Origin of the sequence: Bdellovibrio sp. (assembly GCF_036384735.1) — a bacterium.
Lineage (GTDB): Bacteria > Bdellovibrionota > Bdellovibrionia > Bdellovibrionales > Bdellovibrionaceae > Bdellovibrio.
In genome coordinates this window covers 1-22,588 of sequence record NZ_DASVLT010000022.1, presented here as the reverse complement: position 1 = coordinate 22,588, position 22,588 = coordinate 1, and the positions used below count along the sequence as shown (strand labels likewise).

The window sequence follows — 22,588 nt, the reverse complement described above, 5'->3', positions numbered from 1 at the left end:
CAAGACGCGGCGCCTTACTTCATCAATGTCGACGTAGGGATTGTGAATGTACCCAATTGACCACCAACAGGAGAATATCCATCAACTGCTACTGTATTTTGGAAGTAAACGCTGCCTGATGCTGTTGCACCACTCACTGTCCCAGTTAAGATAAAGCTGCCGTAAGCATCCGCGAAAGTTGCTTGGAATGCACCTGATGCGCGGTTGTAGACACCGCTGGAAGCATTCGTAAACTCAATTTCATACGGAGCAATGGTCTTACCATTAAGAACTTGCCCAACCCAGTCATCTACGATTTGAATCAATACTGTGGAGCCTGAAGCAACGATATTGCCCGCGCTATCATATTGAAGAACCGCACTGAAGTTGACCTTACAGATATTGCCAAAACTTTGCGGACTGATGGTCGCAGATACAAGAGCCAAAACTGCATTTGTTGTCGCACTTAAAGTGCCCGTGCCTGTTTGGCCGTTAGAGCAAGTAGCTGTGTTATCAGGAAGGCTGCTGCCGCTACCCGAAACGATGGCGCCACCACGATTTGCCACACGCACTGATGACCCATCCTGCTTCGCACAAGCAGTCATCATCACTGATGCCGCCACTAGCGAGCCGAAGAGCATTTTTGAAAGGATTGATTGTTTCATGGTAGCCTCCTGCCAATGTACTAAGGCAAGGCTTAGACCAACAAAGAATCAATATAGCGGACTTGGCACACTCAATATGTTTCGCCCTGAAACACAGTTCCCAGAAGTGACAATTCCGGTGCGCGAGTGCTCACAAGTCAGACATTTCAAGACTGCGAGGTTGCTTTAGCTGGTGAGGTGATTGCCGTGTGAACTCCACCCGCAATCAAGAACAATAAAAAAGCCCCTGATTTCTCAGAGGCTTTTATCCTTCTCAAATTGAGACGCCCTATAAGGCAAGACCATGACCGGCCTACTTAACTGCATCCAAAACGTTGATGATCGCTATCTCGGAATCAAGCCATGTTTTAGCGCTGGCATCAATCAAACCTTTGTTCAAAAGATCTGCCGTTGCGTTCGTTCTTTGATCTGCAGTCAAAACACTCACATCAATATTCAATGGAGCAAGAATTGAATTCACACTCGTCATCAAAGCCGCTTTCACTTTCGCCTTATTCACTTCTTGTGAAAAGCTCAAACCCTGAGTCGAAAGAAGTTTCAGCATCATCGTGCGCTCTTCAACTGTAAGGAAACGGGCTGGCAATGTGACGGACACACCATTGACTTTGCCAGTCACTTGGCTGTCGCTAGCTGACATCAGATCCAAAGACAGTTGTCCCAAAGCCTCACCTTGAGCTTGATCCACAAGACCGTAAGCTAAAACTGAAGTCACTTTGGAAGTCGTGCCATCATCTGCTTGCACGTCTTCATTGATTTTCGGCAGAAGAGCCGAGATGTTCGTATAAACGATTTTTTTGTTGTACTTAGCAATCGCACGATAAAACGCGATGATTTTATTTTGTTGTTCTGTCGTCAATTGATAGTCACGACCAGAAAGAGTTTTACCATGATCCAAGTATCCACTTGCAACCAGAGCATCAACTTCTTTATCAAACCAGTTCATCTCGATATTGCCACCTGAATCTCGCAGAAGACCATTCAAGATACCAACGTAACCACCAATGGCAGCCAGGTCTTTTTGACGAGTCGCTTGAAACACCTGGTCTTGACCAAATTTAGCATAAAGGACTTTTCCACCTTTAACGTAATCCAAAGATGCGAAGCTGCCCGCAGGAGTTCCGTCTTTTGTGGAATCAAATAACACCTGCCCTACAAATCCAAGTGGAGACAGGTCGGCCTTCGCCCATTTCAAAGTATCTTTAAGAACTTGATCTAGGTTCACTACGACGTCTGGTTGATCCCCTGGATACATACGACCGATGATAGACGCAAAAAGAACGTTTACAAGGTTGCCCTTTTCATCTTTTGCATCCAAGAATTTTCTTTGCAATGGATTGTTACCGTTATCAAAACGCTCACAACCATAAATATTCAAACCCTGGCTGTTCGCCAAAGCAATGTCTTCGTCAGTGCAGTATTTCGAAATAGAATCATCAAGAGCTGCATCGCCATCCGCATACGCCCAAGTCATAGCCATTTTATCATAAGACAACGCAGCGACCTTAATACGCGCCGACATCAAGATATTATCGATACCACTTACGTAGTCCATGATACTTGTCGAGGTTTCAAGGCCTGGATGCTTCAAATCTTTCAAATATGTTTTTGCCGCATTGTTGATGTCATCAACAGAGACCTTGGCAGAGTAGGAACCTGCGAAGTTATGGCGAAGGCCAAAGGCATGTCCCAATTCGTGGGCTACCGTAGAGCGAACACTATCTTGAGCCAAACGCAAACGCTGAGAGCTCGAAGCCTCACGAGCGATCTTAGCAAGTTCTTTTAAATTTTTAGTTACGTCACAAGCAATCGCACCATTGACGATCACTGGAGCTTTGCCATTCAAGTCCGTCAAGTCAGCGGAACCCACTTTAGTAAATACGGAAGGTAAAAACACTTGTCCGCGCAAGATTTCGCCTGTCAATGGATCTGATTGGCTGATTGCATAAGCAGCGCCCGCATCCAACCAGTCAATCCAACGGATCATGATACTGCGATCTTGAGGGCTTGCATCCTCAGGTTTTACACCTGTTTCGATTTCAATCACATTGCGACCGAATACGATATTCCAGTACTGCGCGCCCTCGATCACGGATTGGACATAATCTGCCGGAACTGTCGCAGAAATTCTGATTTTAATAGGGCCCCGCTCTGGATTCAAATCCCAGTGTGAGATCAAATTCACAACATTATTGCTATAACCATCTTGCTTAACTTTATTAACGAAGAAACCAACTCGACGAGTGGCATCGTAAGCTTTTGGTTTAAATGCAGAGTCCAAGTTGTAGGAACGGATCTGCACATTCATCACCAAAGTCTCTTCGCGGTTTTCAACTGTCAGAGCATTTTTGTCAGAACCTTGTTTGATATTTGAACTTGGAACTTTAGAAACTTGCTCAAGCTCGATATTCTTATCGTCGAATTTGATATTGCGAACAAAAGAGTCCACAACCGGGATGGATGTGTAAGAGCTCTCTGTCAGATCGCCTGATGGTCCATCTGTGTCGTAAGCATTTTGCGCGATGAAGCTGCGAAGACCGCGTCCCCAATTGAAAGTGATCGTCTTATCGTCTTCAGAAACGATCGAGAACGTTTGAATCAGATTAACAGATTGAATCTCTTTATAGATGCTGTTGTAGTTTTGCCCTAGAATCGCAATGCGATCGCCAGAACGTTCAAAGCTAACAACCTGCGGCTTTAAATCGTACCACTGCGGCGTCGATCCGCCGGTTTTTCCCGACGCGATAAGCAAAAATATTTTACCTAAAGAGTCTTTTTGAATTGTGATGCAGGAAACTTCTGCACAGGTTTGTGGATCCGCTTTCGAGAAGACTTTCGTCATCTGTGCGGGAGCTTGCTTCTCCTGAACTTTGTTTTCTTTGACTGTGCAGCCAGAGAAAAGCAGTGCTGAGGCCAAGGCGCTAATAACAAGTACGTTCTTTTCAAATGCCACGAGAAGACCCTCCGGTGCGATTTTTCAGGTGCATTTATGCCAAATTTTGGCCAAGATCTAAAGGCCCGTGAAAATTAGTTAATTACTATAAAGATACTGAACAGGAGCCCCATGGCAGAAGCGGCGAAACAGACGAAGCCAACAGAGAAAACCTTCTTTGGACACCCCCGAGCCCTCTTTACGTTGTTTCTGACGGAGATGTGGGAAAGATTCTCGTATTACGGCATGAGAGCACTTTTGGTGCTTTATATGACTCAATATTTGTTCATCGAAGTTTCCCATGGCAAAGAGATCTGGGGTTATTCTGCATTTAAAGGTGTTTTGGAGTACTTCTTCGGCACACTGAGCACGCAGGCCATGTCTTCACAAATTTACGGTCTCTATACTGGCTTTGCATATTTTACACCTTTCTTTGGTGGAATCATCGCCGATAGGTTCTGGGGACAACGACGTTCTGTCTATGTGGGCGCGGTTTTGATGGCTATCGGTCACTTCGTCATGGCCATCGAAAGTGCCTTCTTCCCCGCTTTGATTTTGCTTATTCTTGGAAATGGATTCTTTAAGCCCAATATCTCTACCCAAGTGGGGGGATTGTATCCACAAGGTGACGAGCGCCGCGACCGTGCCTATACTTTGTTTTACATGGGCATCAACCTGGGGGCCTTCTTCTCGCCACTCGTATGCGGAACCCTAGGACAAAAAGTAGGATGGCACTGGGGCTTTGGCGCTGCTGGTGTCGGTATGGTGATCGGCCTGATCACTTATCACTTTGGAGGAAGAAACCTTCCACAAGCTGTGCATAAGGAAAGCATTCAAGAGATCGAAGCGAAGGCCCATCAACCTTTGTCAAAATCCGATTGGACTCGCACGTGGGCTTTAACGTTCCTTTGCTTGGTGACGATCTTCTTCTGGGCTGTCTACGAGCAACAGGGAAATACTTTGCAGCTGTGGGCTGATCAGAGCACAGATTGGAATTTCTTCGGATGGAACATGCCTTCCACTTGGTATCAAAGCTTCAATCCCATGGTGATCTTTATTTTTGCTCCATTGCTGGATCGTTTCTGGGCCTGGCAGTCCCGTCGTAGCAGCGAGCCTTCCACTGCGATGAAAATGGCCATTGGCTGCTTCCTTGCGGCGATCGCTTTATTCACAATGTCCTACGCTGCGAGAATTGTGGGACCAGGCAAAGGCTCTGTGCTTTGGCTGTTGGGATCTACTTTCATGCTCACTATTGCCGAGCTTTATATTTCTCCGATTGGTCTTTCTTTGGTGACGAAGGTGTCTCCGGCGAAAATTGTTTCGATGATGATGGGTGTTTGGTTCTTGGCAACCTTCTTCGGGAACTATCTTGCAGGTTATGTGGGTTCTTATTACGAGGTCATCACGAAGCAGCAGTTTTTCTTGGTGCTGACAGTTCTTTCAATTATCCCTGGACTGTTGTTCTTATTCGGTTCTAAAGTTTTGACCAAACACCTGGCCAAGGACGCTTAATTTTTATGATCATTCGCGAGTTCGAATTGAAAGACATCACTGCGGTTAAGAAGTTCACCGATGAAGCTATTGGTTTGAACTATTATTCCGAAGATGAACTTCGCGAATGCCATCAGAAATCAATCTCCAACGATGTTCTGTGCTCGTTTGTTTTAGTTGCCGATGATGGCGAAATCTTAGGACTTCGCCTGGCTTACCCACCTGGCAAATGGAATAAAGGTAAAGGTTCGCGCCTGCGTGAGGATCTTTGGAATATTCCTTTGGAAAAAACGGCTTACTTTCAAAGCCTGTTTTTGTCTAACAAAGTTCAAGGTCAGGGCTGGGGGCCTCGCTTGTCTGAAAAATCCATCGAGGCTTTCCGCAAAGTGGGCGCCCGCGGAATTGTGACCCATGCGTGGAAAGAATCTCCGAATAATTCCTCCATTCGTTATTTATCTAAACTTGGTTTTCAAAGCGTTGCGACTCATCCTGAATATTGGATCGATGTGGATTATGAATGTGTGCGTGACGGAAACCCCTGCCGTTGTACGGCTGAAGAAATGATTTTGTATATCTAAGGTGAGTTATGAGTATTTCGTTCTGGCTTGATCAATCTTCGTCTGCTTCCAAAAACTATGACTTCGTTATTGTTGGAGGAGGCATCGCAGGACTTTCCACAGCTTTCTGGCTTCAGAAAAAAGATCCAACGCTGAAAATCGCCATCATCGAAAAACACCGCGTAGGTTTTGGCGCCTCTGGAAGAAACGCCGGGTTTGTAACGGCGGGATCCACTGAACACTACATCAAATTAAATGAAACCTACGGTACAGAGAAAGCCACAAATATCTGGAGATTTTCTGAGATCAATCGTCACTTGCTTTTAGAACATGTCATTGAAGATGCTGCCGACGAACTGGATTTCCGCCACACCGGCTCTTGCACGGTAGCCCCAAGCGAACAGCACTGGGAAAAATACAAAACCACTGCCAAGCTTATGCGCGAACAAGGTATCGATGTTCATGAAGTCAGCCCTGCAGAGATGGAAGCTGACTACGGAATCACAGGTTTTATCGGTGGCATTCAATACACAGGGGACGGCTACATTCATCCTTTCAAACTTTTGCAACGTCTTCGTTCAAAATTGAAGGTTGATTTTATCGAGGGGCAAGAAGTTTTCGATATTGATGATTCGAGTTCACAAGTAAAAATCAGAACAGATCGCGATACATTCACTGCAGGAAAATTACTTGTCACTGTGAATGCGTATCTTCCGTTGGTGCTCAAAAAATTCCAAGGCGTTGTGGTCCCCGGTCGCGGACAAATTCTTGTGACCGAACCTTTGCCTTTTTTCGTGAAAGGCCCTTGTTATCTGACTAAACATCTTTGCTATTTCCGCCAACTTCCAACGGGACATTTGTTGATCGGTGGATTTAGAAATCTGGCGACCCAGCAAGAAGAAACTTACGCCGACAATACAACTCCTGTCATTCAAGAGGCTTTGTTGAATTTTGTGCGTTCTCATTTCCGTTTAGGAAAAGAAGCCCGTGTTGCTTATCAATGGTCAGGAATTATGGGTTACTCCCCCGATGGACAAATGATAATTGGCGAGGTTCCTGAGCGCAAAAATATCCATGTGATTGCAGGATGTTCGGGCCATGGAATGGGACTGAGTTTTCATGCGGCGAAAACTTTGGTTGATTCCGTCTATGGCACAAAGGTTCCAGATCACTTGAGCATTGCCAGAATAAAATTTTAAAATTCTTTAGTTCGTAGCACTTCGCAATTAGAGTAAATCTCCTACGGCAGCAGCCGGCAGATCTTTTGGCCCAGCAGGGCCGAAGGCTGAATCATCAATCTCAAGGAAAGAGGACTCTATGCGTATCGCATTTATACTTGCGCCGCTTGTTTCGGTACTTGGCTTTTCATGGACTGCGAAAGCCGCACCTCAAGCCATCGATGATCTGTTAAATCAATCAGAGAATGTTGCAACCTGTCTTCTTAACGAAGATAGAACAACATCCGTGGATTTTTACGTTCACAAAGTTAACGAAACCGTAGTGGCGCAATTTAAGGGCCCCTCAGAGCATTTCTATGCCCTTGATATGATCGAGTCGAAGTCAAAGGTCACCTTGATCGGAAATCGTGAAATTATGGCGCTTAATTACGACCTTTATTTTAAGACCTTAGAGAATCCATTCACTATCGTTTTAGATCAAAACACGGTTCGTGATCCTGCGATGGAAAGCTTTACGACATCCATGAGGTATGCCAGTGGGCAGCGAGTGATGATGACTTGTCAGAGACTTAAGCATTAAGGCAAAACAACTGATGAAAATAAAAAAGCCAGAGGGTCACTCTGGCTTTTTTTAAGTTACTAGGGAAGCTGCTTCAGCCGACACGCCAGGCGGCGCACTTCCGCGTTACTTATAGAACTTGCTGTTGTTTTTTGCCAAATTTGTAAGCGGCGTTGCTGGTTTCAGACGAGCTGCTTTTCTGCTGGCTGCGTATGTCGCCAACTGATCAGCGATGTACTGAGTTCCAAGAGAGTCTGCATACTTCAGCAAACCACCGCGGAATGGAGGGAAACCGGTTCCCATAATCATCGCCAAATCCACTTCTTGAGGAATTTCCACGATATGATCTTCAAGCAACGCCAAAGAACATTCGTTCACCATGGCGAACACCCCACGTTCGATGCACTCTTTAGAATCATAGGGATTTGTTCTTCCACCCAAACCAAGTGCGGCGTAAACAGTTTGATCCACCTCACCCCTCTTGCCGTCTTCAGTGTAAGTATAAAAACCTTTGCCATTCTTTTTACCCAAACGACCGCTATTACCAAGAGCTTCCATGCACGGAGCCAGCTCAATACGATCGCCGAACGCTTTTTTGAAGATTTTTAGAACCTTCAAACACACATCAAGACCGACTTCGTCCATCAACTCGAATGGGCCCATTGGCATACCGAACTCTTTGACATAGGCTTTATCTACAACTGCGATATCCATGCCTTCTTGAAGCAAGAACGCCGCTTCAGCCATGTAGGGAAGAAGCAAACGGTTTACCAAGAAACCAGGACCGTCTTTAACGACAACAGGCATTTTGCCCATTTTTTTCGTCAATTCGTAGATTGTCGCAATTGTTTCGTCCGATGTTTTTTCACCGCGAATAACTTCAACCAATGGCATTTTATTCACTGGATTGAAGAAGTGCATACCGGCGAAATACTCTGGGCGAGGATGACCTTTAGACATCTCTGTCACAGACAATGAACTTGTATTCGTTGCGATGATCGCATCAGAGCGCATTTGACCTGCGCACTCACCGATAACTTTCTGTTTGATGCCCATGTCTTCGACGATGGCCTCTACAACCACATCCAAATTTTTGAAACCCGAGTAGTCAGTTGAAACTGATACGCGGTCCATTTTTTGTTGAAATTGGTATTTATCGATAGATTTACGTTTTACCAACTTCATCCATAGGTCGCTGGCGTGTTTCAAACCTTTGCCCAAAGCATCTGTATTCAAGTCCTTCATGCGAACTTGGATACCTTTGTCAGCAGCTACGTAAGCAATACCGCCACCCATCGTTCCTGCACCAAGGATACCCATAGCTTGAACATCTTTAGGTTTCACATTTACACCAGACACACCATTTTGTTTTTTGACCATTTCAGTCAAATAGAAAACGTGAATCAGGTTTTTCGAAATGTCAGTCACACCAAGTTTGCAGAAACCTTCACGCTCGATGCGAAGACCTGCTTCACGATCGCTCATCCCGTATGTCTTTTCGATCACAGATAAAGCTTCAAGAGGCGCTGGATAGAAACCTTTTGTTGCTTTCATCACGCCCTCACGGGCTTTCTTGAATACGATACCTTTTGCGATACCTTCAAGAATCACATTCACAGCGCCTTTTGGCTGGAATTTTTTGCGACGTTTTTTACCGCCAGCAGCGATGACTTCCTTCGCCCACTTCATTGCTTGATCGTCCAAAAGATTTGGATGAACAACTTTATCAACAAGACCGATTTTCAAAGCCTTTTTTGCGTTCACCGCTTTACCAGCAAGGATAATATCCAAGGCTGCTTGCAAACCAATGATACGAGGCATACGTTGAGTTCCGCCGAACCCCGGCAAGATACCCAATTGAATTTCTGGAAGACCAATTTTAGTAGAAGAATCTTCAGAAGCGATACGGTAGTCACATGACATGATGAACTCACAACCACCGCCCATGCAGGCGCCGTTCACAGCTGCAAACGTTGGCATTGGAAGATCTTCCACCATATTCATGATGTCCTGCCCGCCTTTTACGGCTGCGTCGAATTGATCTTTTGTCGTCATGCTTTTGATTTCTTCGATATCAGCGCCCGCGATAAAAATCTTTGGCTTATTTGATTTGAAAATCACCGCTTTGTAAGAAGACTTTTTCAAATCTTCCAAAACTTCTTTGAATCTCATCATCACTGGAGTTGAAAATTTATTAACTTTCTCTCCGACAAGATCAAACTCAACTACTGCAACATCACCTTGAGGTACAATCTTAATACTTTCTTGAATAGACATCTTCTGAAACTCCTAAGCTGCAAATAACTAAAACTTCAAAACTACAAAATAAAATTCGTACTACATCCCTCGGGCAACTCGAACCGATCAAAATGGTTCGAGCGCAAGGCGGAGGGTTATCCCCGCAGCGCAGGCGTGCTATTAGCACGTCGGAGCGAGGAGATGACCCGACAACGCCGTCGATCGGGCCATTTTCATCGGTTCTAAGCTTCGTTTTCGAGAATCATCGCGCCGCCTTGACCGCCGCCGATGCACAAAGTAGCCAAACCGAATTGCGTATTTCTACGTTTCATCTCTTTAGCCAAAGTGAGAACGATGCGAGTGCCTGTGGCACCCACTGGATGTCCAAGAGCAATCGCGCCACCGTTAACATTCAAGATATCATCATGGATCTCACCCACTTTGGAAGAAAGACCGAGTTTTTCTTGAGCGAATTTGTCAGAATCCATAGCTTTTTGGCAGGCCATAACTTGTGCCGCAAATGCTTCGTTCAACTCCACCAAGCCGATGTCCTTCAAAGACAGACCCGCACGTTTTAATGCCAACGGAGTTGCGTATGCTGGGCCAAGTCCCATGCGCTCTGGCTCAAGACCCGCGAAACCGTATGAACGAATTGTCGCAAGTGGTTTGTAACCTTGTGCTTCCGCTTTTTCACGAGACATCAAAAGCACCATCGCCGCCCCGTCTGTGATCGGGCATGAATTCCCTGCAGTGATAGAACCGGTTGCTTTATCAAAGAACGGTTTCAATTTCGCAAGAGCTTCAATTGTTTGACCTTCACGGGGGCCGATATCTTCAGAAATAACTTCTTTGTATTCAGGTGCAAGATAAACTGGAGTCATCTCTTCACGCATGCGGCCTTCTTTAGTGGCTTTTGCTGCAAGCAAATGCGAACGAAGAGAAAACTTATCTTGCATCTCGCGAGTCAAACCCCACTCTTTCGCCAAGATCTCTGCCGTTTGCCCCATGTTGATTCCAACAAAAGGATCTGTCAGACCTAGCATCACGGCGATTTGCGGGAAGTATTCATCACGCATATTGCCTTGAAGAAGAGCTTTGATTTGATTCATGTCTGCTTTGAAAAGAGCCCACAACAAAGGCAATGCCTGTTTCGGACCTTTCGCTGCGAAAAGTTTTTCGTAGATATCCTGAAATTTCTTAGGTTGAAGCGTCGGCATTTGCGACATGCTTTCTGTACCACCCGCCAAAACAACATCCATCGTGCCCGATTTGATTTTTTCAAAACCGTTCGAAATAGATTCCATCGCTGAAGCACAGTTTCTGTGAACTGTGTAAGCAGATGTTTTCAACGGGATACCCGCATTCAAAGCCACAACACGAGAGATGTTAACAGAGTCGACAGGATTTCCCGTGTTACCGATGATCACTTCATCAACGGCATTCACATCCAAATTTGTCTGAGCAATCAACTGCTTCAGAGCAACTTTACCCAAATCAGCAGGATGAACTTTTTTAAGTTTTGTTCCTGATTTTGCAAATGGGGTGCGCACGCCTTCGACGAGAACGACGTCACGTGGTGATTTCATAAACTCTCCTGTCTTCAATAATGCTAAAATGCAAAGTTGTGTAAACACTGAAAATCGTAGCACTTTTCGGCAGGTTCACAAATTAAATGAGAGAGGAAAATGAGAACCTAGCCCGCAGTGTTTTCGGCATCACTATGGTCTAGGTTTTCTATCTCATTAAAATTTTATGTGTATTTGAGTGAATTAGAAATAGAGCTCTATTTATGAGGGATATTCGCGCTAAGGAGTCCTACGTAATATTACGTCGCAGAAGAGCATTTCTCTAGGGACAAGACAGAGAATAAATCATAATCCCCTTCGCACGAGAAGCGTCGTCGAGAGGAACCGTTTTGAATTTCGCTACACGCCCCATGAAGTAGATCCCAAAATCTCCACCCCAGGTGAAACCTTCTTTACTTGAACCCAATAGGTGAAAGCTTTCAGACTGCGTAAAGGTCGTAAGAATTTTACGCGTCTCCCCTTTGGGAATGTTCACCCACTGACTCGATGTCACCCATTGCATATCCAAGGACAAGTACGAGAACGCCACACTCACACTCTCCGAGTTCACACACTGGTTACGAATGTAGACTTCAACAGCTTGAACATTGTTGTTTTGATAAGTCACTGTGTCTGCGTCAGGAGCGTCAGCTATCCATGATTTGATCTGCGCTAAGATGGCATCATCAATGACAACACCACCATTGACACCATCCTTGTTCTCTTGAACCCAGTCAAAAACGCCCAGAATTTTTTCCTCACCATTGGCGTTCGCAGCGTGCAAAGCACTTCCCGACATTCCTTGAAAGGCGTCACACTGAAACATCCATTGATTCCCCTGCACGACCATAGGACATGCAACACTCCATAAAGTGGCACGCTCTTTATCCGACGGATATCCTGACATGCCTCCTGAAACGGCAAGACTAGAATCCGTGACTGAAGCCACACCCATCCAACCTAATCGATCACCGATTTTGTCCTTTAAAACTATAACTGCGTAATCATGTTCATACGACCGAGATGAATTCGAAGCGGCCGTGCTTTCGAAATAGGCGCGATGAATGTAGACCTTGTCCCAACTGGCAATTCCAAAGGGCATCTGTTTATCTTTTGTCTGCCCTGGGATAAATCTAAAATCGTTAGGCCACGATTTTTTTTCGATGTTGTAAACACAATGAGCTGCGGTCAGAAGATATCGATTCCCAATCAAAGTCGCAGTACATGTTCCCAAGGAATCACTCTGGGTAGAGACCAACCGCCCCACCACCCGATTTGCAAAAGCTGAAGAATCAGTGATTTGTTTGCGTAAATATTTTCCAGGAAGCGCCTGCGAGTCCGTCGGTACCACAGAAAAACTTCCCATGGTTCCATGGAAAGACTTTGTCTCAAGTGAAGCCGCAAAAGCACTCGATTGAAAGGAGATGGCTAGGACCAGAAGACTCAGAATTTTAAGAGGTTTCATAGGTACTCCGCGGAAAATCACAGAGTAGTTATAAGGGGTCTTGAAAGCTCTTTAAAGGTTGGGCACAAGGGGTTCCAAAAGTTTCCCGCATGTACACAATTTAGACGCCAATCAGCATTGCTCTGCGCGCCAATGGACCTTTTATTGACCCCTAAAAAGGGCCTCCGGTAGAGTTAGAGCACTGGTTTTTTCTGAGGTCTTAACCCCGTAAAAGGTTTGAATAAATTTCGAAAAAGACGCCGCAGTAAAAACCAGGGCATTCCATAGGATCGGGGTCTCGTCCCCACATCCACAGGAACCGGAATGCAAGAATTTAAAAGGAGTTTTTTTGGAATCAAAAACCGAAACTAAAGCCGGCAACAATCTAGATCAAGAGGCCTTGGCCTATCACCAACGCGGCAAGCCCGGTAAGATTGAAGTCATCTCTTCAAAGCCTTGTAACTCTGAAAAAGATCTCTCCCTTGCGTACTCACCAGGGGTGGCAGCTCCATGTAAAGAGATCGCTAAAGACGCTTCGAAAATATACGACTACACTGCGAAGGGAAATTTAGTTGCCGTTATCTCTAACGGCACGGCCGTTTTAGGGCTGGGAAATATCGGTCCTCACGCTTCAAAACCTGTGATGGAAGGTAAGGGAATTCTGTTCAAGCAATTCGCCGGCATCGATGTTTTCGACATCGAAGTGGCTGCGAACGACGTAGACACTTTCTGCAATGCTGTTCGCACCTTGGAACCAACATTCGGTGGTATCAATTTAGAAGACATCAAAGCGCCAGAGTGTTTTGAAATTGAAGAGCGCCTAAAAAAGGAAATGAAGATCCCTGTTTTCCACGATGACCAACACGGAACAGCGATCGTATCTGGAGCGGCTTTGATGAATGCTGTTTCTATCACCAATCGCAAAATGCAGGACATCCGCATCGTTGTGAATGGTGCTGGTGCTTCTGCAAATTCGTGTGCGAAGATTTTCATCTCTTTAGGTGCTCGTCGTGAAAACATCATTATGTGTGACTCTCAAGGTGTGATCTATAAAGGTCGCACTGCGGGCATGAACAAATACAAAGAACACTTCGCAGCTGATACAGAAGCTCGGACATTGTCTGAAGCTTTGCGTGGTGCTGATGTGTTCGTGGGTCTTTCTGTTGCGGGTGCACTGACTCCGGAAATGCTAAAAGATATGGCAAAAGATCCTATTATTTTTGCCATGGCTAATCCAGAGCCAGAAATCCTTCCAGATAAAGCGCGCGCGGCACGTCCCGATGCGATTATCGCGACAGGCCGCTCTGACTATCCAAACCAAGTGAATAACGTTCTAGGTTTCCCTTCTATTTTCCGCGGAGCTTTAGATACACGTTCTACTCAGATCAATGAAGAAATGAAATTGGCGGCAGTTCACGCGCTGGCAAAACTTGCTCGTGAAGATGTTCCGGATAAAGTTTCTGACACCTATGGTGGCAAAAGCTTTAAATTCGGTCGCGAATATTTGATTCCTAAACCATTCGATACGCGCGTTCTTTTATGGGTGGCTCCAGCAGTTGCCAAAGCTGCGATGGAAACCGGCGTTGCCACTCGCCCTATCGAAGATTGGCACTTGTATCGCGAAAGCTTGGAAGCTCTACAAGGACCTTCAAAAGTTTTCATTCGTTCTGCAATCAACCGCGTTCATTCAAATGCACAAGCTCCCGGCGGAATTCTTCCGCGCATCGTGTTCCCGGAAGGAACAAGCACAAAGGTTTTAAAAGCCTTGGCGACTTTGGTGGACGAGAAAATCTGCCAACCGATCTTGCTTGGTTACCCTGAGCGCGTAAAAGAAAAAATCGCGGCCTTGGATATTCCATCACTGAAAGATGTGCCAGTGATTCATCCATCCGCGTATCCAAAATATTTCTCTTATGTTGAGAAGCTTTATTCCCTTCGTCAACGCAAGGGCGTGAACATGCGCGAGGCCGAGCGCCTGATGGCAGATCCAAGCTATTTTGCTGCCATGATGGTGATGATGGGTGATGCCGATGGGGTTGTAAATGGCGCCTCTATCAATTACGCCGATGCCGTTCGTCCTATTTTACAAACTGTGGGTGTTTATCAAGGCGGAGTTCCTGCGGGTTTAAACTTCATCTTGCTTGAAGATAAGTTCTTGGTTCTTGCTGATACCACAGTGAACTTCAACCCGACAGCTGAACAATGCGCGCAAATCGCTTTGCAAGCATCAAAGATTGTCGAGTACTTCGGTATCGAACCAAAAGTTGCAATGTTAAGTTACTCAAACTTCAGCGGCTCTGAAGGTACTCCATGCAAAATGAAGAAAGCGGCCGAGCTTGTGCGCAAACTTCGTCCTGGTTTGATGGTTGATGGTGACATGCAGGCAGACACGGCTGTAAATCCGGAAATCATGGAGCGCTTGTTCCCGTTCTCTGATCTTAAAGGCGGTGCAAACGTTTTGATCTTCCCGAATTTGGAAGCGGCCAACATCTGCTATAAGTTGATCCAACAAGTGGGCAAAGTCGAAGTTATCGGACCCTTCCTAACAGGGGTTCGCAGATCGTCGAATGTTTTACAACGCACAACCACCGTCGATGGCATTGTGAATTCAGTCGTATTTACGGCTTTGGAAGCACAATTCATTTCCAGTGTTTTAAAAGCACGACAAAAGAAATAATCGGTATGCAAGCAGCAGGTCCTTCACAGGGGCCTGCTTCTAAAGCAATCTGCATGCGTCCCTATATCTTTGCAGAAAAATAACAGAGATAGCCTACTCTGACGGAACAGGGTGCAGAAAAGCCTTTGACCGCCCCTACGACGGTGCTACAATAAGACTAATGGAGGGTTGCTAGATTTGACTAATCAAGCCCAAGTTAAAGCCCACGATAGAACCATTGTCATCGGTGTTGGTCTGAAGACCGAGCCTCTTACTGAAATCAAAGAAAACTTGTTGGAACTTGAAGAACTTGTGTCTGCCGCTGGCGGAGAAGTTGTCGGTTCTATTATTCAAGTTCTTCCCACCTGGAATCCGGCGACCTTGATCGGTTCTGGAAAAGTGGAGGAAGTGGCCGAGATGGTTCGTGATAGCGGTGCAAACTTAGTCATCATGGATCACCAACTTTCCGGCGTTCAACAAAGAAACTTACAGCAAATTGTGAAAGCTCGTGTGATCGATCGCAATCAGCTGATTTTAGATATCTTCGCTCAACGTGCGCAAACATTTGAGGGAAAACTTCAAGTGGAACTTGCACAACTTCTAGATCAAATGCCCCGCATGGTTGGCGCTTGGCTTGAATCCTTATCCCGTCAAGGTGGTGGTATCGGCACCAGAGGTCCTGGCGAAACAGCCCTCGAGAATGACCGTCGTCGAATCCGTGAACGCGTGGCCTTGATTAAAGAAAAACTTGAAGGTGTTCGCAAAAACCGCGCGCAACATAGACAATCCCGTCGCCGTCACGAAATCCCATCGTTTGCTCTGATTGGTTATACGAACTCTGGAAAAAGTTCGCTTTTAAATAAACTCACTGGCGCCCAAGTCATGGCGAAGAACCAAGTCTTTGCAACCTTGGATCCTACTACTCGTAAAATCTTTTTGCCCGACGGACCACCTGCCGTTGTAACAGATACGGTTGGATTCATCAGAAAATTGCCGACTCAATTGATTGAAGCCTTTAAAGCAACACTTGAAGAGTCAGCGGAAGCCGATGTCCTTCTTCACGTAGTTGATTTGTCTTCACCAAATATGGAACGACAAATTGAAGTCGTTGAAGAGCTGATTCGCGAATTCAACTGGCAAGATAAGAAAATCATCCATGTCTTTAACAAGAGCGATATCGCACCTTTAGAAAGACAATTTAGAGTGAAACAGTATCCTCGTGTATTTGTCAGCGCATTGACTGGTCAAGGCATCGAACAACTCAAACGTTTGATGGCGCAGATCGTGAGCGAAATGCAAACCGATGTACAACTGTACTTTCCACGTGCTGAAGAATACAAAATCTTTGATTTGGGTCGTGAAGCGCAAATCATTCGTAAAGAAACAGCCACCGAGGGAACCGTTTGTTACACGCAGATGACTCCATCGCTGTTGACTCGGTGGAAAGATTATCTTGTTAAATAGATCGGTTTTCACTTTTGCGAAGTCGATTTGACTCACAAAGAAACGAAGCTGCTTTATGGAACACAAAGCAGCTGGACCTTTATCTAAAATCCATCCTAACTTTTTAAGAAGCTCGACCAAGAGACCGATAGGCCTCTTGATGCAGATCTTCGCGTTTTTGTCTTATATTGTTTTAGCCATCCTTTTTGCAAATCCTAGCTTTGCTCAGGTGGCTTGCGTGAATGATCCGGATGGATCTCGAGGCATTGCTCAAAACCAAGGGATCAATAATGCCCTGCTCATGGCTCACGATCCATTAACCAAGGCTTACCTTGCGTCCCTGGGAAAGAATGGCTGCCCACCTGTTGATAACTCTAAGAAGACAGCCGCAGATCTTTCAAAGGTCACCAACAACGTCTTAGCTATTTCCAAAATCAAACCGGAGTGCATCAAAGCATCACTTCAACGTGAGGTCGGAAGCACGGGCTATACATGCCCCAAAGGCAAACCTGTGCCGTTTGATAATTCTAAAGATGGCGCTGCTTGTATCAACGAAAAAACTTTTGGTTTTATTCAGTTTGCAGTGAACCAAGCCATGAGCTGCATGTCGCCTCCGGAAGATCCTATTGATCCGCGTTTCATTCTAAAAAAAATCAATAATGAAACAGGCTTTAACTTTTACCTGGGCTATATCGGCGGCGTGGGCATTGGCCAGCTTACGTCGGACCCAGTGAATGAAATTGCAGGTTGGACTGAGACCACAAAGTTTAAAAATGGCCGAGTTAGATATACCTACAATCAAGGCAATGCCCACTATATTTTGGACAACCTTATGACAAGCACAAATCCTGCCTGTGCACCCTTCAAAAAAGTGATCGAGAAAGAGTTGAAAGAACCCCCACCAGCACCAGGCTCTCGCAAAAACTATTGCTCTTGGGTGTCTGTTGGTGACGGCGTCGCGCGAAGTTTAGTTTATGGTTTAGGCTATTATATCTATGCCCGCGATCATTTTATCAAAGACACTTTAAAAGATCGCAACGCAGAACAACTTATGAAAAATAAAGAGTTGGTCAATACTCTGACATTGGTGGCTTACGGCCCCGGCGGACCGGTTCAAGCAAAGACTTTGATTAAAATTCTTCGTCTGAACAACAATACAAATCCGGCCAAAGCCATTCAACAGATTTCCAACAGCAGCAACTATGTGGGTCAAACGAACACGAAAATGAGCGAACTGCTACAAAAGCTAAATCGTCCTAAGCCTGCCACAGCCAATGACTTACGAGGTGATTTATGCGTAAGTCATTAATTCTTACCCTTATTCTCTCAATTTCACCAATGATCTACGCGGCGAAGTTAAAGACAGTGGATGATTTTTATACCGAATCAGAAACGCTTTTAAACTCAAAAAAAACTTCAGCAATTCAAGACCTCGAGAAATCCTTGAAGTCCACTATGGATCAATACGAAAAACAGGATCCTCTTCAAGGCGGAAAAGCCGAGCACGAAGTGACGGTTCTGTACTATACGTTAGAACCGGTTTTCAAACTTTCCCATGATAAAAAAATCACCACTGAAAATTGCGCAAAAGTACGACAAGAAATAAAAACGAGTGATAGCATGGGGCGCCCCGAAGGCAGCTCCCTGACAAAACAAGCTGATGTTGCCATGAAGTGGCTCGAAAACATCTGCCCTACACTTAAAGAATAAAATTAAGTTGTTGGCTTATTGCGATTCTTCAAACGACCCGCGCGGCGCACTTGCGCTTCTTCATAACGACGCTTCTCATCCTCAGTTTCTAAGAGTAAACCAGGAATTTCAGTCGGCTTGCCATTAGAACCCAACGCAACGAAAGTTGTGTAGGCGGAAGCAGTGTGGAATGTCTCCCCTGTTTTTGGATTTTCCGCATCGACGCGAACACCGACTTCCATCGATGTTTTAGAGACGAAATTAACACTGGCATGAAGATTCACAACCCAGCCCTTGTAGACCGGAGCCACGAAATCCAGGCGATCAATACTGGCCGTGACCACCTCTTTGTTCGAGTGGCGTTGAGCAGCGATGGCAGCAGCGATATCGATCCATGACATGATCGTTCCGCCGAAGACAGACCCCAAGGCGTTCGTGTGGGAGGGAAGCACCAATTCAGTCATAACAACTTGAGATGCAGAAACAGGTTTTGAAATCTTAGTTGCCATTCAGCGGTCCCATTCATTTGTCTATAACTAAAAACACCAGATAGACTTCAATACTCCGACGAAGTCGAAGTGCAAAAAGTAAAGGCACAGTCTTTCAACTGTGCCTTCATTAAACCCCTTATGAGGAGATCCAGTCAACCTGTCTACACTCTGACTTCGTCAGAGCAGAGGCGGACTTAGATACCACCCATACCGATGTCGGAGTTACCATTACGGTTCATACCGCCACCTGGAAGAGTTGTTGCGCCTGCAACTGTCGCAGATCCCGCTGGGATTGTCTGAGTTGCATTGTTATTGAATGCAGTCGTAGCAGCTGCACTTTGGTTGTTGTTTTCAGCGCGAATTTCGCTTTCAACGAAACCAAGGTGAGGCAAGCACCATACGATCAATTGTGCACGCGACTTCACATTCATTTTTTTGTAGATATTAGTGAGGTGAAATTTAACTGTTTTCTCAGTTACAAAAAGCTGGTTCGCAACTTCCTTGTTGGACAAGCCTTTAGACACAAGTTCAGCAACTTCTGCCTCTCTATTTGAAAGACCTTTTTGAATGAGGACATCTCTGAGCATCCTTGCTCCCTCCCGCTAAAATGTTTTTAGTTTTTTATCCTAAACCTTCACTGCTACCCAGGACTCATGTCCAAAAGTAGCACGACCACCTGTAATAAAGTCTGACATAATTTCCGCATTTCGCAATAGCTTTGGACTCTAGTTTTAAAAAACTAGACCGATAAGCATGAGGATTTTACATATCGATAACTTTTCAGGAGATATTATGTTTCCAAATACAACGAAGTTTTTAGTAGTGGATGACTTCGCAACTATGCGAAAGATCATTAAAAAAGTCCTAAATGAGCTAGGCTATACTAACGTAGAAGAGGCGGATGACGGTAAAACAGCTTTACCAATGATCCAAGCCGCTCATGACGCAGGTAAGCCTTACGAATTTATCATCTCTGACTGGAATATGCCGGGCATGCAAGGTATCGACCTTCTAAAGGCCTGCAAGGCAGACCCTCGCTTTAAATCCACTCCATTCATGTTGGTGACAGCTGAATCTGAGCAAAAACACATTTTAGAAGCGGCAAAAGCTGGCGTTTCTGACTACGTGGTAAAGCCATTCAACTCCCCAACATTGAAAGGCAAGATGGAACGCGTATGGGCTAAGCACAATCCATCGGCACAATCTAAAGCGTCTTAATAATTCTTAGGAGAAGACAATGTCAGCTGCACCCAAAGTGGAAGCACTCAATCCCCTATTCGACAAGCGTTTGATTAACGCCTTCGTAGATGGGGTTATTAAGACCTTAAAAACAATGGCTCAAACTGACGCCACTCCGGGCAAACCCTTCATCGAACCTCAGTTCGTATTAAAAGGTGAAATCGCGGGTATGGTTGGTATGGTTGCGCCACCTCTTAAAGGCACTCTTTTGATCTCTTATGGTAAAGACAGCATCTTCCATATTCTGGAAAATATGCTGGGCGAAAAATACACCGAGATTAACGGTGAAGTGTCTGATGCCGTCGGAGAAATGACTAATATGATTTACGGCTCTGCAAAGACGACGTTAAATCAGCTTGGTTATAACTTTGAAATGGCTATCCCGACTGTCATCGCCGGGGATTTCAAGATCACTCAGGCAGATAAAGGCGCCACTCTGGTGATTCCTTTTAATTTGCCGAATAGCTCCACCTTTTATGTGGAGATCACGGTGCAATAATGTCATCGACTTCAGGAAAGACTGTTGATGTGATCATCGGAAGCTCTCGAGAGAGCTTCCTTGAAACCATCAAGTTGATCCTGAAGGGCTATTACCCATATAAACTTCAGTTTTTTTCTTCTGCCGACGCGATCATCGAAAACACTTCCAACGGCGATTTTAAACCTATCCTGGCTCTTATTGACGGTCTTGATGGCACACAGAAAACCAATGAGTGGGTTCAGTCTACCAAGATGAACTATCCTGATTGCCCTGTGATCGTACTGCATTCTTCCGAAACGCCCTTGGATTTTAGTGTCGTCAAAAAAAATGGTGCTGATGAAGTCATGCACATCAACTTCGACCGCGAGTTCATCTCGGACATGGTTCTACAATTAGCACCCATCGAGATGGAAGGTGACAACATCCCTATCACGGCTTTAATGCCGGTAGATCTGCGCGACATTGAAGCTGATATCAATATTAATTTTGATGTCTATGTACACCTGCCCGCCAACCATCGTTCGGTGGTTTTACGTCGCGCCGGTGATGTGATCGATCAACGCCAAGTTGAAAAGTTCAAAAACCTGCGCCAGCAAATGTACGTGAAGAAAACCCAAATGAAGGAATTCTTCGAGTACGCACGCACGGTGATGAGTATGCGCAATGTTCCATTTCCAATTTCCATGACTGAAAAGTTTCATCGTTCGATGAAAACGATCTATGAATTCATGGGACAGTTCCTAAATGGAGCCTCGACAGATTATTCTGAAGGCAAAGTGATTTACGAAAAGTGTAAATCCATTATCACAGACCTCGAACTAAATAAGACATTAGAACCGACCGCAATCTATGATGAGGTCTGCCGTTATGCCGGCAACACCCGCAGCTATTATCATGATTGCATTTGTGTCGCGGCTTATGCGGCTTACTTTGCGCAATTGCTTGATTGGCCCGCAGAAAAGCGCGAAGCCATGGCCGTCGCAGGACTGCTTCACAACATTGGCTTGGCTCAACTTCCCGTTTCTGCCGGGGCAAAACATTTCAAAGATTTAAACCCCGAAGAGCTGATTGAATACAAACGCTATCCCGATCGTTCGATCGTGATGGTAAAAGCCAAGAAAGTTCCCATCTCGCAAGAGATCTCGGATGCCATTGGTCAACATCGTGAAAATTTACGCGGCAAAGGGTTTCCAAAGGGCTTGGTCGCGGCCGATTTGACTCCAGCAGGAAAACTTTTGGCTATCGCCTATCAATTCCACGAGGCAACTGCCTTACAAGACAGTCGTGCGGCCGTCATGCCCAAGGTTGCTATTGAACATCTTCGCGACAACGCCTTGGCTGGCGAAGCCGATGTGGATCTTGTGATGATGACAACCCTGTTTAAGCGCTTTAAAGCTTAAAGATCCTCATCCCCTTCGAACTGAATATCCGCCATATTGGAAACTTCCATCAAAGAACGAAGCTCAACCTGTTTTTTCGACCAATCAATGCTTTGCAAAATCACCGTCGAATAATCCAGCCCTTCATAAACATAGCAGACGATAAGAAAACTTCCCAAGATCCAACGAATTTTAGGCCGTGAATCCCTTGGAATAAACTGAATCAAGCGCGTTTCAGCAACCCAGTCAGCCAAGTGCGTGCGATCATATCGGAAGAATGCCAACGCATAAATTGCCCAACTAAAAAAGAACGTCAGACGCCCCACTAACGGACGAAGAATACAAGATGAAACTGGCAACTCTTGATAAGGGTTGTTTGAGGGAACCACTTTCATGTTTAAAAGCCATTTCCCCGGTGTTGCTTGCAGGATCATCAAGAACACAAACTCGTACAACGCTGGAACTAAGAACAATACAAGTAATTTTGGCAAAGAGATCATCACTTCTTCATCTGAAAAAAACACATCTAAAAATGTCTTCGCGAATGGCAAATAGAAAAATAGGATGAAGACTTGATCAATCAGAAATGCAAAAATTCTTCTCCA

19 protein-coding genes are annotated in these 22,588 nt (G+C 45.3%); 11 read left to right on the top strand and 8 right to left on the bottom strand.

The window, feature by feature from the left end:
• Nucleotides 1-14: 14 nt before the first annotated feature.
• Both VF412_RS06790 and VF412_RS06785 read right to left on the bottom strand, forming a co-directional pair.
• A complete protein-coding gene (locus VF412_RS06790; protein WP_331338466.1) occupies nt 15-644 on the bottom strand; it encodes a hypothetical protein in 630 nt (209 codons plus the stop codon).
• Between the two features lie 292 nt (nt 645-936).
• Nucleotides 937-3,594: a zinc-dependent metalloprotease gene (locus VF412_RS06785; protein ID WP_331338465.1), complete on the bottom strand. Its 2,658-nt coding sequence runs from the start codon at nt 3,592-3,594 to the stop codon at nt 937-939.
• A gap of 111 nt (nt 3,595-3,705) precedes the next feature.
• On the opposite strand from VF412_RS06785, the gene VF412_RS06780 reads away from it, so the two are divergent.
• The 4 genes from VF412_RS06780 to VF412_RS06765 all read left to right on the top strand — a co-directional run bounded on the left by VF412_RS06780 (nt 3,706) and on the right by VF412_RS06765 (nt 7,379).
• Nucleotides 3,706-5,085, top strand: coding sequence for a peptide MFS transporter (locus VF412_RS06780; RefSeq protein ID WP_331338464.1), 1,380 nt, complete (start codon nt 3,706-3,708; stop codon nt 5,083-5,085).
• 5 nt (nt 5,086-5,090) lie between these two features.
• A complete protein-coding gene (locus tag VF412_RS06775; protein WP_331338463.1) occupies nt 5,091-5,642 on the top strand; it encodes a GNAT family N-acetyltransferase in 552 nt (183 codons plus the stop codon).
• 8 nt (nt 5,643-5,650) lie between these two features.
• Nucleotides 5,651-6,820 carry an FAD-binding oxidoreductase gene (locus VF412_RS06770; RefSeq protein WP_331338462.1) on the top strand — a complete coding sequence of 390 codons (1,170 nt, stop codon included), beginning with the start codon at nt 5,651-5,653 and terminating at the stop codon, nt 6,818-6,820.
• Nucleotides 6,821-6,938: 118 nt separating this feature from the next.
• The gene (locus tag VF412_RS06765; protein WP_331338461.1) at nt 6,939-7,379 is read left to right on the top strand and encodes a hypothetical protein; all 441 of its coding nucleotides are present in this window, start codon (nt 6,939-6,941) and stop codon (nt 7,377-7,379) included.
• A 105-nt stretch (nt 7,380-7,484) separates the two neighbouring features.
• Here the strand turns inward: VF412_RS06765 and VF412_RS06760 are convergent, their stop codons facing one another.
• From VF412_RS06760 to VF412_RS06750, 3 genes are all read right to left on the bottom strand, one after another.
• Nucleotides 7,485-9,635 carry a 3-hydroxyacyl-CoA dehydrogenase NAD-binding domain-containing protein gene (locus VF412_RS06760; protein ID WP_331338460.1) on the bottom strand — a complete coding sequence of 717 codons (2,151 nt, stop codon included), beginning with the start codon at nt 9,633-9,635 and terminating at the stop codon, nt 7,485-7,487.
• 203 nt (nt 9,636-9,838) lie between these two features.
• Nucleotides 9,839-11,182, bottom strand: a complete 1,344-nt coding sequence (locus VF412_RS06755; protein ID WP_331338459.1) for a thiolase family protein — start codon at nt 11,180-11,182, stop codon at nt 9,839-9,841.
• A gap of 262 nt (nt 11,183-11,444) precedes the next feature.
• Complete coding sequence (locus tag VF412_RS06750; protein WP_331338458.1) at nt 11,445-12,626, bottom strand: trypsin-like serine peptidase; 1,182 nt, start codon at nt 12,624-12,626, stop codon at nt 11,445-11,447.
• Nucleotides 12,627-12,954: 328 nt separating this feature from the next.
• Between VF412_RS06750 and VF412_RS06745 the strand changes: the two genes are divergently transcribed.
• From VF412_RS06745 to VF412_RS06730, 4 genes are all read left to right on the top strand, one after another.
• A complete protein-coding gene (locus VF412_RS06745) occupies nt 12,955-15,282 on the top strand; it encodes an NADP-dependent malic enzyme (RefSeq protein ID WP_331338457.1) in 2,328 nt (775 codons plus the stop codon).
• 177 nt (nt 15,283-15,459) lie between these two features.
• Nucleotides 15,460-16,725 (top strand): GTPase HflX, encoded by a 1,266-nt coding sequence (hflX, locus tag VF412_RS06740; RefSeq protein ID WP_331338456.1) that lies wholly within the window; start codon nt 15,460-15,462, stop codon nt 16,723-16,725.
• Nucleotides 16,726-16,864: 139 nt separating this feature from the next.
• On the top strand, nt 16,865-18,013 hold the full coding sequence (locus tag VF412_RS06735) for a hypothetical protein (protein WP_331338455.1): 1,149 nt from the start codon (nt 16,865-16,867) through the stop codon (nt 18,011-18,013).
• Nucleotides 17,998-18,414, top strand: a complete 417-nt coding sequence (locus VF412_RS06730; RefSeq protein WP_331338454.1) for a hypothetical protein — start codon at nt 17,998-18,000, stop codon at nt 18,412-18,414. Before VF412_RS06735 ends, VF412_RS06730 begins: the two co-directional genes overlap by 16 nt.
• A gap of 2 nt (nt 18,415-18,416) precedes the next feature.
• Here the strand turns inward: VF412_RS06730 and VF412_RS06725 are convergent, their stop codons facing one another.
• Together VF412_RS06725 and VF412_RS06720 are read right to left on the bottom strand one after the other, a co-directional pair.
• The gene (locus tag VF412_RS06725; protein WP_331338453.1) at nt 18,417-18,902 is read right to left on the bottom strand and encodes an acyl-CoA thioesterase; all 486 of its coding nucleotides are present in this window, start codon (nt 18,900-18,902) and stop codon (nt 18,417-18,419) included.
• 176 nt (nt 18,903-19,078) lie between these two features.
• Nucleotides 19,079-19,471, bottom strand: coding sequence for a response regulator transcription factor (locus tag VF412_RS06720; RefSeq protein WP_331338452.1), 393 nt, complete (start codon nt 19,469-19,471; stop codon nt 19,079-19,081).
• 205 nt (nt 19,472-19,676) lie between these two features.
• Here VF412_RS06720 and VF412_RS06715 point away from each other — a divergent pair, with 205 nt between their 5' ends.
• From VF412_RS06715 to VF412_RS06705, 3 genes are read left to right on the top strand one after another with little or no spacing between them, the layout of a single operon-like run.
• Nucleotides 19,677-20,102: a response regulator gene (locus VF412_RS06715; protein WP_331338451.1), complete on the top strand. Its 426-nt coding sequence runs from the start codon at nt 19,677-19,679 to the stop codon at nt 20,100-20,102.
• Between the two features lie 19 nt (nt 20,103-20,121).
• The gene (locus VF412_RS06710; protein WP_331338450.1) at nt 20,122-20,622 is read left to right on the top strand and encodes a chemotaxis protein CheX; all 501 of its coding nucleotides are present in this window, start codon (nt 20,122-20,124) and stop codon (nt 20,620-20,622) included.
• Nucleotides 20,622-22,004 carry an HD-GYP domain-containing protein gene (locus VF412_RS06705; RefSeq protein WP_331338449.1) on the top strand — a complete coding sequence of 461 codons (1,383 nt, stop codon included), beginning with the start codon at nt 20,622-20,624 and terminating at the stop codon, nt 22,002-22,004. Before VF412_RS06710 ends, VF412_RS06705 begins: the two co-directional genes overlap by 1 nt.
• Here the strand turns inward: VF412_RS06705 and VF412_RS06700 are convergent.
• The coding region (locus tag VF412_RS06700) for an RDD family protein (RefSeq protein WP_331338448.1) at nt 22,001-22,588 on the bottom strand (588 nt) is incomplete at its 5' end. The genes VF412_RS06705 and VF412_RS06700 overlap by 4 nt on opposite strands.